The sequence below is a fragment of the Microbacterium sp. NPDC012755 genome (assembly GCF_042901325.1).
Lineage (GTDB): Bacteria > Actinomycetota > Actinomycetes > Actinomycetales > Microbacteriaceae > Microbacterium > Microbacterium natoriense.
In genome coordinates this window covers 373,791-386,007 of sequence record NZ_JBIBCT010000001.1, presented here as the reverse complement: position 1 = coordinate 386,007, position 12,217 = coordinate 373,791, and the positions used below count along the sequence as shown (strand labels likewise).

Here is a 12,217-nt window from a genome sequence, read left to right as displayed (position 1 = left end):
CAGCGTCAGCCGCGGATGGCAGCGTCAGCCGCGGAAGAAGGCTCCGGCCACCAGGCTCAGGTCGTGCAGATCGGAGACCCCGGCGAGTTCGCGGGCCGAGTGCATCGACAGGATCGGGATGCCGACGTCGACGGTGCGGATGCCGAGGCGGGTCGCCGTGATCGGGCCGATCGTCGAGCCGCACGGCACGTTGTTGTTCGACACGAACTCCTGCGGGCGCACCCCGGCGCTCTCGCACCACGAGCGCCAGGCAGCGGAGCCCACGGCATCCGTCGCGTAGCGCTGGTTCGCGTTGAGCTTGAGGATGGGGCCGGACCCCAGCACCGGGTGCACGACGGGGTCGTGCTTGGCGGCGTAGTTGGGGTGCACCGAGTGCCCCACGTCGCTCGACAGGCACCACGACGAGGCGTAGGCGCGGCGACGTTCGGACCCGTCGGCGCCGAGACCGGAGTACACCCGCTCGAGCACGTCCTCCAGGAAGGGGCCGGCGGCGCCGGAGCGCGACCCGGAGCCGAGCTCCTCGTGGTCGAAGGCGGCGAGGACGGCGATGGGCCCCGACTCCGCGTCGTGCGTCGCGAGCGCCACGACCCCCGCGTGCACGGAGGCGAGGTCGTCGAGGCGGCCGGATGCGAAGAACGCGCTGTCCTTGCCGAATACGGCGCCGCGCGCGGTGTCGGCGATCACGACGTCGTAGCCGCGGATGTCGGATGCCGCGACACCGGCGGACGCCGCGAGCTCGGCGAGGATGTCGGCCTGCGTCGGATCGCCGAGGCCCCACACGGGCTGGGTCTGGAACTGCTTGTCGAGCGCGAGGCCGCTGTTGGCCTCACGGTCGAGGTGCACCGCCAGCTGCGGCAGACGCAGCAGCGCTCCGGTGTCGGCGAGCACGACGCTGCCGTCGGCGAGAGCGAGACGGCCGGCGAGGCGCAGCTCCCTGTCGAGCCAGGAGTTCAGCAGGGGGCCGCCGTACACCTCGACGGCGGCCTGCAACCACCCCGCGGATCCGGTCGTGGGCTGCGGCTTGAGCTTGAAGCCGGGGGAGTCGGTGTGGGCGCCGAGGACGTGCGATGGTGTGGTGGCGACGGCATCCGACGGGACGGTCCAGGCGATGGCCGCACCGTCCCTGACCACGACGAACCGGCCGCCCTGCTGAGCGGGCCAGGGGTCCTCCTCGCGCAGCCGGGAGAACCCGGCCGATTCGAGCCGGCGCGCCACCTCCTCGGCCGCGTGGTAGCTCGACGGCGAGGCGGAGACGAAGTCCGCGAGGTCGTCGGCGTGGGCGAGGGCGGATGAAGCGACGGGCATGAGTGGCCTTCCTGCGTGCGTGCACCTCCGATCGTAATCGGGTCTCGATCAGGCAACGGAGCACGGGGGAGGGCTTAGGTCGAGACGACCTCTCGGCTAGTCTCGACATCGGAGAGGTGCATCGTTCGAGCGATGCGCGGGGAGCCTCCGGGGAGAAACAGGGGGACTTCGGTGTCTTCAATCGCTCATTCGCGCGTCCGCCGCGCCGTCGCCGCCGTCACGTCGGCCCTGCTGTTGGCAGCCGGGCTCACGGTGGTCACCGAGACGGTCGCGCCGACGACGGCATCCGCAGCGCAGAATCCGACGCAGTGCGCCGGATCGCTGTCGCTCACCAACGGCAGCTTCGAGCAGCCGGTGATGACGTCAGGCGTCACGATCACCAACGAGAACAACATTCCCGGCTGGCTGACGACAGCCACGGACAACCAGATCGAGATCTGGCGCTACCCCGGCAACCCGAACGGCTGGCAGGCCGGGCAGGGCACGCAGTTCGCCGAGCTCAATGCGAACCAGGCCAGCATGCTCTACCAGGACGTCGCGACCACCCCCGGGCAGACCCTGTACTGGTCGCTCAAGCACCGCGGGCGCGTCGGCGTCGACACCATGCGCGTGATGATCGGCGTCCCCGGCGGCACACTCACCAACGTCAGCGGCTCGCTCTCCGACGGCACCGCGGCGTGGGCCACGCACACCGGCTCGTACACGGTGCCCGCGGGTCAGACCCTCACCCGCTTCGGCTTCCAGGCCGTCAGCACGTCGACCGGCAACAACTCGGTCGGCAACCTCCTCGACGACATCTCCTTCGGCACCGGCCCCTGTCTCGTCTCCACCAAATCGGTGCAGAACCTCACGGGCGGCGGCACGACCGCCAACATCGGCGACACGCTCCGCTACACCGTGACCACCACCAACGGTGGCGGCAACCCGGCGCTCCAGTCGGTCTCCACCGACATCGTCCCCGCGGGCGTCGACTACGTCCCCGGTTCCCTGAAGCTCGTGAGCGGGCCAGGAACCGGAGCGCTGACCGATGCCACCGGCGACGACCGCGGCGAGTACGTCCCCGGTTCGCGCACCGTCAGGGTACGCCTCGGTGAGAACGGGACGGCATCGGCCGGCGGTTCCATCGGCGTCGGCGCCGTGACGTCGTACACCTTCGACGCGAAGGTGCGAGCGGATGCCGCGACCACCACCATCGTCAACGAAGCCAGCGTCGCCTTCCGCGAGCCCGTCACCAACATCGACCGCACGTCGATCACCAACGAGACCCAGACCCCGGTGAACCCGGCGGCCGATCTCGCCATCACGAAGACGCTCGACACGGCCGCACTGGTGGCTGGACGCCCCGCGACCTTCACGATCACCGTGACGAACAACGGGCCGCAGACGGGAACCGGGGTGACGGTCACGGACGCGATCCCCGCAGGGCTCACGAACGTCCAGGCCACTCCGAGCGGTGGATCCTGCACGGTCGGCGGCACGGTCACCTGTTCCCTCCCCGACCTCGCCGTCGGCGCCAGCGCGACGATCACGCTGACCGGAACCGTGTCCCCGACGCTGAACCCGGGTGCGGCGCTGACCAACACGGCATCCGTCGCCGGCTCGCGGTTCGACCCGAACCAGGCGAACAACACCGCCACCGCGTCGGGCACGCTGAACGCCGAGGCCGACCTCTCGATCGTCAAGACCTTCCTGCCGACCGCTCCGGTCGCCGGCGACGACGTCACGTACACGCTCACGGTCCACAACGCCGGCCCCTCCGAGGCGCGCGACGTCAGGATCACCGATCCGCTCGACCCCGCGACCGCCTTCGTCAGCGCGACTCCGCAGCAGGGCACCTGCTCGCTGAGCGGCGACGTGATCGGGTGCCTCCTCGGCACTCTCGCACCGAACGCCACCGTGACGGTGACCGTGGTCGCGCACCTCGATCCCGACGCCGTCGCCGCCGTGCAGAACTCGGCGAGCGTAACGAGCAGCACACCCGACCCCGACCCGTCGAACAACGTCGACTCGACGAGCTTCGACCCGACGATCATCGCCGATCTCGCCGTCACCAAGACGGCATCCGCGGCGCAGGTCTCCGCGGGCGGCACGGTCACGTACACGCTCGTCGTCACGAACAACGGCGCCTCGGATGCCGTGAACGCGGTGCTCGATGACACGCTGCCCGCTGGTCTCACCGTCGCCAGCGTCGCCACGACCTCCGGCAGCTGCGCGACGCCGTCGCCGTCGCGCATCCAGTGCACCTGGCCGATGCTCGCCGACGGCGCCTCCAGCACCGTCACCCTGCAGGCGCTCGTCGCGGCCGACGCCCCCACGGGAACCCTGACGAACACGGCATCCGTGGCCTCGCCCGCCGAGGACTCGAACCCGTCGAACAACTCCGACTCGGCCGACGTCGAGGTCGTGCAGAGCGCCGACATCAGCGTCGTCAAGACCGCCGACGCTCAGGCCGTGCCCGGAGGCGCCTTCGGCTACACCCTGACCGTGACCAACGGCGGTCCGTCCGTCGCCCGCGGCGTGGTGCTCACCGACACGCTCCCGGCCGGCTTCATCCTCGGAGCGACCCCTGCCGGGTGCACGCTCACCGGCAGCACCCTCACGTGCCCGCTCGGTGACCTCACCGTGGGTCAGATCGTGACCGTCCGTCTCGACGGGACGATCGCCGAGAGCGCGACCGGAACGCTGACCAACACGGCGACGGTGACCTCACCGACGCCCGACCCCGATCCGTCGGACAACACGTCCACGGTCGACAAGCCGCTCACCCCGAGCGCCGACGTGGTCGTCGAGAAGACGACGAGCACGCCGAGCGTCCCGCTCCAGGGCGAGGCGAGCTTCGTCATCACCGTGCGCAACGACGGACCGTCCACCGCTGCGGGCGTCGTCGTCGACGACGCGGTGCCCGTGGGCCTCGCGACCACCGGGGCCACCCCGTCGGTCGGCACCTGGTCGGCGGCCGACTCCCGCTGGACCGTCGGCACACTGCTGCCCGGCGAGTCGGCGACCCTCACCGTCACGGCGCAGGTCGTCGCGACCGGCTCGATGACCAACACCGCCACCGGCACCTCGCAGACGCCCGACCCCGACCCGTCGAACAACACCGACACGGCGACGGTCGTCGGCACGCCTTCCGCCGATCTCTCGGTCGTGAAGACGGCGTCCGCCAACCCCGCGAACCTCAACGCGCCGATCACCTACACGATCGTCGTGACGAACAACGGTCCGAGTCCGGCATCCGCCGTCGCGATCTCCGACCCGCTGCCCGCGGCACTGCTGACGCCGACCACGCCCACCGCCGGATGCTCGATCACCGCAGGCCAGCTGAGCTGCGCCGTCGGCACGCTCGCAGTCGGCGCCACGTTCACGGCCACCGTGACGGGAACGGTCGACCCGGCCACGGCCGACACGCAGCTGTCGAACACGGCCACCGTCACCTCGACCACGCCCGACCCCGACCCGTCGGACAACACCTCGACGAGCATCGTGCCGATCGCCGGCACTCCGCGGATCGAGCTCGTGAAGCAGGCGGCCGCCCCGGTCGACGCGAACGGCAACGGCCGCATCGACGCCGGCGACACGGTGGCCTACAGCTTCACGGTGCGGAACACGGGCAACGTGACGTTCACGAGCACGCAGATCACCGACCCGCTGCTGGGTGGGGCCGTGACCTGTGCCGCCCTCGCGACCCCGCTCGCTCCGGGAGCGGAGGCCGTCTGCGCGCCGGTGACCTACACGCTGACGCAGGCCGACCTCGACAACGGCACCGTGCACAACGAGGCCACCGTCACCGGCCAGTCGGCACAGGGAACCGCGACCGACGACGCCGAGGCGAACGTGATCGTCCCGAGCGTGAGCAGCATCGTGCTGACGAAGTCGCCGAACCCCGTGATCGACGTCAACGGCGACAACCAGGTGAACGCCGGCGACACGATCTCCTACACGTTCACCGTGACGAACACCGGCACGACGACGCTGACGAACGCCGCGATCACCGACCCGATGCTCGGGGGAGACGTCACCTGCTCCGCGCTCGACGGGGTCTCGCTCCAGCCCGGCCAGTCGGTCACGTGCGCCCCGATCGACTACACCCTCACGCAGAGCGATATCGACAATGGCGTGGTGCGCAACACGGCCTCCGTCACCGCCGAGTCCCCGACGGGAGACGTCGACGACACGGCATCCGCGTCCGCTGACATCGACCAGACCGCCGGCATCGAGCTGACCAAGAACGTGGGGCAGGTGCAGGACACCACCGGTGACGGATTCATCGGCGCGGGAGACACCGTCCTGTACGACTTCATCGTGCGCAACCCGGGCAACACGACCCTTACGGGCGTGACGGTCTCCGACCCGCTTCTCGGCGCCGGCGCGCTGTGCACGATCGGCGCGCTCGCCCCCGGAGCCAGTGCGAACTGCGGTCCGTTCGCCTACGTGCTGACGCAGGCCGACATCGAGGCGGGACACCGTCCGAACACCGCGACCGCAGAGGGCACCAGCCCGCTCGGCCCGGTCGACGACGAATCCGCCGCCGACGTGACCTTCACCGGCACGCCGTCGGTCGAGCTCACGAAGACGCCCGGCGCGATCGAGCCCGGCGAAGACGGCATGGTCGGCGCGGGCGACACCGTGCCGTACACGTTCACGATCCACAACACGGGCACGGTCACGCTGACCGACCTCGTCCTCGACGACCCGCTGCTCGGCGGAGCCGTCGACTGCGCGGCGCTCGACGGCCTCGAGCTGCTGCCCGGCGCCGAGGTCTCCTGCGGGCCGGTCGCGTATGAGCTGACCCAGGCAGATGTCGACCGCGGCACCGTGCACAACGTCGCGACGGTCGAGGGCGACAGCGTCGCGGGTCCGGCCGACGCCACGGACGAGGCCGATGTGCGCGTGGCAGGGACCGACGCCCTCTCGCTGCTCAAGTCGGCGGCGGCGATCGTCGACGCGAACGGCAACGGACGCACGGATGCCGGCGACACCATCGCGTACACGTTCACCGTCACGAACACGGGCACGACGACGCTCACCGGCGTCTCGGTCTCCGACCCGCGTCTGAGCGGCGACATCGTCTGCGACACGACGGAGCTGGCTCCCGGCGAGGCGACGGTCTGCCACGGCGAGCCCGCCGTGATCACGCAGGCCGAGGTCGACGCAGGCCAGATCGTGAACACCGCCACCACCACCGGCACAGGTACGAGCGAGATCCCGCCGACGGCGGAGGACACGGTGGTCACGCCCATCGAGGCGCAGCCGGCCATCGCCCTCGCGAAGACCGGCGGGGAGTACGCGGATGCCGACGGCAACGGCAAGATCAGCGCGGGCGACACGGTGAGGTTCCGCTTCACCGTGACGAACACCGGTGCGAGGACGCTGACGGCCGTGGCGATCAGCGACCCGATGCTGGGCGGTACGATCGCCTGCGAGATCCCCGATCTCGCGCCCGGGGCGAAGGCCGACTGCGGTCCGGTCGTCTACGTCCTCACGGCGGCCGACGTCGCGGCGGGCAAGGTCGTCAACGTCGCGACGGCGACCGGCACGGCTGGCGCCGTCACGGTCACGGCGGCGGCGACGGCATCCGTCGACCTGAACGTGCTCGCCACGACCGGCGGCGTCATCAACGGCGTGGGCTGGGCGCTCGCCCTGCTCGCGATCGGCGCGTTCGTGCTCCTGATCGCACGGCTCCGTCGCGACGAGATCGAGGTCTGACCCTCGCGGTCGGATGAGAGGCGCCCGGTGCGGAAGGTCGCGCCGGGCGCCTTCGCGTTCACGTCGATGGGCTAGGGTGTACCGCGATAGCGCCTAGGGTTCCGGGGTCCGTCCCGTCTGGTCCGAGCGGCGCCACGGCTCTTCTCCGCAGGAGAGCCGTCATCTGACAGGACAAAAGCCCGGAGGACCCTGTTCGTCGCGCCCGCGGCGGATGGAAGGGTCTGTCATGTCCTCTCTCGCCTTCGTCCTCGTCTTCGCCGCGGCCGTGTCCCACGCCGCCTGGAACGTGATCGCACACGGGGTGAGTCGTGCCGGGGTGCCGTTCCTGTGGTGGGGAGCCGTCGGTGGAACAGCCTTCTGGATCGGAGCCATCCCGTTCACGGGCGGGCTCGGCACCGACGACCTCGGCGGGTTCCTCCTCGGCGTGGGCGTCTCCGCGGCACTGCACGTCGTCTACATGGCCGTGCTGCAGCGCGGGTACCAGGAGGGCAACCTCTCGACCGTCTACGCCACAGCGAGGGGCACAGGGCCGTTCCTGTCGGTGATCGTCGCGGTGCTGCTGCTCGGGGAGCGCCCGTCCGTCGTCGCGCTGATCGGCGTCGCGGCGGTGATCGTCGGGGTCGTCGCGATCGGGCTGGTCGACCGTGGCAGGGATCGGGTCTTCGACCTCGGGCTCGTGTTCGGGCTGCTCACCGGCGTCGCGATCGCGGCGTACACGATCTGGGATGCGAACGCCGTGCGCACCTGGTCGCTGTCGCCGGTCGCGTTCATGGTCGGCACGATGGTGCTGGAGATCCCGTTCTACACGCTCGGCGTGCGCAGGCGGTGGGATGCCGTCGCGGCCCTGTGGCGCACGCAGTGGAGGCGGATCGTGGCGTTCAGCGTCCTGTCTCCGCTGTCGTACATCCTCGTCCTGACGGCGATCCAGATCGCTCCCGTCGCGCTGGTGGCTCCGCTGCGCGAGGTGAGCGTGGTGCTCGTGAGCCTGTTCGGGGTGCTCGTGCTGAAGGAGGACCGCCCTGGCTGGAGACTCGGCGCATCGGTCGTCGTGGTCGCGGGCATCGTGTTGCTCGCGCTGTAGGCGAGGTCGCGGCGTGAGGGCTCAGCGGAAGTCGACGAGCCCCGCGTGCGCTGCGGTGACGAGGATCTGCACGCGGTCGCGCACCTGCCACTTCGCCATGATGCGGCCGAGGTGAGCCTTGACCGTGCCCTCGGACACGATCAGCGACTGCGCGATCTCGGAGTTCGACATGCCCTGGGCGAGGCGTTCGAGCACCTCCGCCTCGCGCTCGGTGAGCTCTTCGAGCTCCGTGTCGCCGGGGAGCGGTTCCGTGCTGCGCACGTGCTTGACGAGGAGGGACGCGATGCGCGGCGACAGCGAGCTCGCGCCGCTGTGCACCTCGCGCACGCCGGTGACGATGCTCTCCGCGCTCGAATCCTTGAGGAGGTAGCCGGAGGCGCCGGCGCTCAGCATCGGCAGCACGGTGTCGCTGCCGTCGAGGGTGGTGACGGCGAGCACCCGCACCCCCGGCCACCGATCGGCGATAGCCGCGGTGGCCTCGATGCCGTTCATCTCGGGCATCTGGACGTCCATCATCACGACATCCGGCTGGTCCTTCTCGATGAACGCGATCGCCTCGAGGCCGTTCTCCGCCTGCCCGATGACATCGATCGCCGGATCTCTCGCGACGAAATGGGAGAGCGCGGAGCGCACGAGAGGGTCGTCGTCGACGATGAGCACGCGGATGTCCGGCATGAGGGAAGCCTATCGGCGCTGGCCGGGAGGTCAGGGGCAGATCTAGACCTTTGTCTAGTGAGGTCTGGACTCAAGGCAGATGTGCGCGCCGAGCGGAGCCGAGAAGATCAATAGGTACCTAGACGAAAGAACAATCTGCGGAGGTGAACTACTATGACTTTTTGGCAGCGTGTTGGAATGATCTTTGGTGTCTATCGCTAAGCGTACCTGGCTAAAAGGAGATAGTGAACCATGGCGTTTGACCAGTCGGTTCGCGAAGAACCCGGAGTGCTTCGGGTTGGTCGCGGCGAGAGGCTGGGAGCCGTTGAGAGGATCGTCATCCTCACGGCCATCGGCATCGTCGTCTCGATCGACGTCATCGGACTCTTCCTACCTCCTCCTGCGCAACTGGGAGCAGTGCTGATCAGTATCGCTTCCACCTCAGTATTCGCTCTCTATCTGTGGTCCCCGGTCTGGGCGACCGTGGCAATGGCCGTCATCTTCGGCCTCTCTTTTCTCAGCGGAACCGAGACCCAGGTCCTCACCGCCGCCGCAGTCGCGGCCGGAATGGTGATGCGACTGGGCAGGGGGTCCCTGATCTTCTCCTACATCGGAGTCTTCCTCCTGTCCTCGGCGCTCATCGCGTTCGGGGATACGGGGGTGCCCGTGAACGTCGGCGTCCAGATGATCCTGGCCGCCGTGTCGGGCGCCATCGGCTATGCGCTGCGGCTCGGCGCCGAGAGAGGAAGCCGACTCGAGCGCGAGCTCGTCGTGCAGGTCGAGAAGGAGCACGAGGCCGTCCTCGCCGAGAGGCGCTGGATCGCAGGAGAACTCCACGACAGCATCGCGCACCACCTCACCGTGGTCGCCCTGCACGTGCAGATGCTCGACGACCCGACCATGACCTCCGAATCCCAGGAGGCCATCCGGGTCGCCGCACGCAAGGCCATGGCCGATCTGCGCTTCGTGATCGAACTCGCCGACGACGGACCCCGCTCTGCCGGAATGCAGACGGGCGACCTCGATTCGGCGGTCGACGAAGCGAAGGCGGAGATCGAGGCCGCAGGCCACCCCGTCGTCGCGACCGGCGACCCCCGGGATGAGCGCATCCCCCGTGTCGCGGAGATCGCGTTCGCGCGCATCGTCCGAGAGTCGGCGACCAACATCCTCAAGCACGCCGGCCCGGGTGAGGTCGCGATCAGTCTGGACATCGACGACGACTCGGCCGCGCTGACGATCAGCAGTCCGATGCCGACGACCCCACGGAGGGATCTCCCCTCCAGTGGTACCGGTCTCAACCGCATGGCCGAGCGCGTGCTCGGAGCGAGCGGCGAGTTCACGGCGGGTGAGGTCGACGGCGCATGGCAGGTTGCCGCTAGACTGCCAATGGCCTGATCAGCGCCTCAATCAAGACCTAGACGAAAGTCTAGGCAAGTCTGAACGAACGTCCCTATCAAGGGCACCCTCACGCGACCTATCCTGGAATCTCCCCAGAATAAGCGTCCCCAGCGCTGCGATCGCGAGCGCGATCTTCTAAGGCTTCTGAAACCACTGCGCTCGCGATCGCGTTCTGTGTACGGGACACGTCCCGATCAGGCGGCTATCCGCCCACCGCGCGCATGTAGTGCCCGTCCGTCGAGATCCCGGATGCGGCGACCGTGAAGCGCACCACCTCGCTGAGGTAGCGGTCCTCCGACGCCTCGAAGATGCGCCCGTCTGCATCCCTCGAGATGCGACTCAGGCGCAGGATCGGAGTCCCCTGCGGAACGCGCAGCAACGCGGCATCCTGCTCGTCCGCTGCCACCGCGTCGATCACGTGCTGCAGGCCGACGATCGGATGCCCGACGGATGCGAGGTACTCGGTGATCGACACGCTGTCGAGGTCGACCTCGAAGAGCCGCCGCCCGGCGACCTCCGTGTAGAAGAGCCGCTCGAGCATGGTCGGGCGTCCGTCCAGCGACCGCAGCCGTACGACGCTGACGATGGTGTCGTCCGGAGCGACCCCGAGGAGCTCGGCCTTGGAGCCCGCGCGCCGCAGGCTCAGCTCCTGCGTCTGCGCGCCGGGAGTGACTCCGAGGTCGCGCGCCCAGCGGGTGAACGGCACGGACATGTCGACGGCCTGACTCGCCTTCCGCGCGACGACGCGCGCGGGTCGACCTCGGCTGGTCTCGATCAGCCCCTCGCCGCGCAGAGCGGCGAGGGCGTTGCGTATCGGGCCGCGCGAGGTGCTCCAGCGCTCGGCCAGTTCGGCCTCGGTGGGAACGTCATCGCCCGGACGCAGGATGCCGGAGGCGATCTGGGTGCGCAGCTCGTCGGCGATCTGGGTGTACACAGCTTCTGCCACATAGGCATACTACTTGGTCAGGTCGTTGAGGGGCGAGAGGTTTCTCCGGTGTTCACCCGGGAGAACCCTCGGTAAACGACCTCTGAACTCTTGCAAGTTAGGTACCTTTCTCGGCTCGTGACCTGAGAGAGTCATCCGTGGATCAACCCCCACACACCCGAAAGGTCCTCATGAAGCTCCGTGCTCTCCCCGCCCTCGCCGGCGCCGCGGTCCTCGCCCTCGGCCTCGCCGCCTGTTCCGGTTCGGCCGACGCCACCAGCAACGGCGGCACCGACGAGGCAGCCGCGACCTCCAGCTACGCGGTCGACGAGAACACCCTCGTCTTCGGCGTCGTCCCCGACTCGGTCGACACCGAGACCAACTACCAGCCGCTGATGGACTACATCGCGAAGATCACCGGCAAGACGGTCGAGTACCACGAGTCCACCGACTACGCCGCTCTCATCGAGGCCGCGGTCGCGGGCAAGATCGACGTCGCCTCGTTCTCGGGCTTCACCTACGTCACGGCCACCGCCAACGGCGCCAAGCTCACCCCCATCTCCTCCATCGTCACCGAAGAGGGTCAGGAGCCCGGCTACTACTCGCAGGCGATCGTCCCCAAGGGCAGCAGCATCTCGAGCATCGCGGACTTCAAGGGCAAGAAGGTCTGCTTCGTCGACCCGTCCTCGACCTCCGGCTACCTCTTCCCGTCGTACAACCTGCTCCAGGCCGGCATCGACCCGAAGACCGACATCACCCCCGTCTTCGCGGGCAAGCACGACGTGAGCGTGCAGAAGGTCGGCGAGGGCGTCGAGTGCGAGGCGGGCTTCGCCGAGGACTCCGAGGTCGAGAAGTCCGACGCCGTGAAGGTCATCGACGAGACCATGGTGCCCGGAGCTCCGCTGGTCTACTCCTCGACCCTCCCCGACGACGTCACGAAGAAGCTCAGCGACGGCCTCGCCGAGGTCACGATCGACGACATCATCGCCGCGGGCATCAAGAGCGCCGACACGGACTCGTTCCGCAGCGTGTTCTACGCCACGAAGCCGGTCGACGACAAGTACTACGACCTCATCCGCGACATCTGCAAGAAGACCGAAGCGGAGCAGTGCCAGGGCTGACGCCCTGAGCCACGCACCCGGCCGTCG

Annotated in this window: 7 protein-coding genes; 4 read left to right on the top strand and 3 right to left on the bottom strand. The window is 69.1% G+C overall.

Annotated elements, in window-relative coordinates:
- Positions 1-24: 24 nt before the first annotated feature.
- Positions 25-1,305 (bottom strand): M18 family aminopeptidase, encoded by a 1,281-nt coding sequence (locus ACFY5A_RS01970; protein ID WP_387231477.1) that lies wholly within the window; start codon positions 1,303-1,305, stop codon positions 25-27.
- A 171-nt stretch (positions 1,306-1,476) separates the two neighbouring features.
- Here ACFY5A_RS01970 and ACFY5A_RS01965 point away from each other — a divergent pair, with 171 nt between their 5' ends.
- Positions 1,477-7,011, top strand: coding sequence for a hypothetical protein (locus tag ACFY5A_RS01965; protein ID WP_387231475.1), 5,535 nt, complete (start codon positions 1,477-1,479; stop codon positions 7,009-7,011).
- A 226-nt stretch (positions 7,012-7,237) separates the two neighbouring features.
- Complete coding sequence (locus tag ACFY5A_RS01960; RefSeq protein WP_387231473.1) at positions 7,238-8,092, top strand: EamA family transporter; 855 nt, start codon at positions 7,238-7,240, stop codon at positions 8,090-8,092.
- A gap of 21 nt (positions 8,093-8,113) precedes the next feature.
- On the opposite strand, the gene ACFY5A_RS01955 is transcribed toward ACFY5A_RS01960, so the two are convergent.
- Positions 8,114-8,767: a response regulator transcription factor gene (locus ACFY5A_RS01955; RefSeq protein WP_105672852.1), complete on the bottom strand. Its 654-nt coding sequence runs from the start codon at positions 8,765-8,767 to the stop codon at positions 8,114-8,116.
- Positions 8,768-8,998: 231 nt separating this feature from the next.
- Here ACFY5A_RS01955 and ACFY5A_RS01950 point away from each other — a divergent pair, with 231 nt between their 5' ends.
- On the top strand, positions 8,999-10,141 hold the full coding sequence (locus tag ACFY5A_RS01950; RefSeq protein ID WP_387231471.1) for a sensor histidine kinase: 1,143 nt from the start codon (positions 8,999-9,001) through the stop codon (positions 10,139-10,141).
- Positions 10,142-10,346: 205 nt separating this feature from the next.
- Here ACFY5A_RS01950 and ACFY5A_RS01945 read toward each other — a convergent pair whose 3' ends face one another.
- Complete coding sequence (locus ACFY5A_RS01945; RefSeq protein ID WP_341941327.1) at positions 10,347-11,090, bottom strand: GntR family transcriptional regulator; 744 nt, start codon at positions 11,088-11,090, stop codon at positions 10,347-10,349.
- A 170-nt stretch (positions 11,091-11,260) separates the two neighbouring features.
- On the opposite strand from ACFY5A_RS01945, the gene ACFY5A_RS01940 reads away from it, so the two are divergent.
- Entirely contained in the window at positions 11,261-12,190 is a 930-nt protein-coding gene (locus ACFY5A_RS01940) for a phosphate/phosphite/phosphonate ABC transporter substrate-binding protein (RefSeq protein WP_105672849.1), read from the top strand.
- The last annotated feature ends 27 nt before the right edge of the window (positions 12,191-12,217 follow it).

Bases quoted from the DNA above. Each gene is read 5' to 3' on its own strand.
- ACFY5A_RS01970 (WP_387231477.1), bottom strand. From the start codon at position 1,305: ATGCCCGTCGCTTCATCCGCCCTCGCCCACGCCGACGACCTCGCGGAC.
- ACFY5A_RS01960 (WP_387231473.1), top strand. From the start codon at position 7,238: ATGTCCTCTCTCGCCTTCGTCCTCGTCTTCGCCGCGGCCGTGTCCCAC.
- ACFY5A_RS01955 (WP_105672852.1), bottom strand. From the start codon at position 8,767: ATGCCGGACATCCGCGTGCTCATCGTCGACGACGACCCTCTCGTGCGC.
- ACFY5A_RS01950 (WP_387231471.1), top strand. From the start codon at position 8,999: ATGGCGTTTGACCAGTCGGTTCGCGAAGAACCCGGAGTGCTTCGGGTT.
- ACFY5A_RS01940 (WP_105672849.1), top strand. From the start codon at position 11,261: ATGAAGCTCCGTGCTCTCCCCGCCCTCGCCGGCGCCGCGGTCCTCGCC.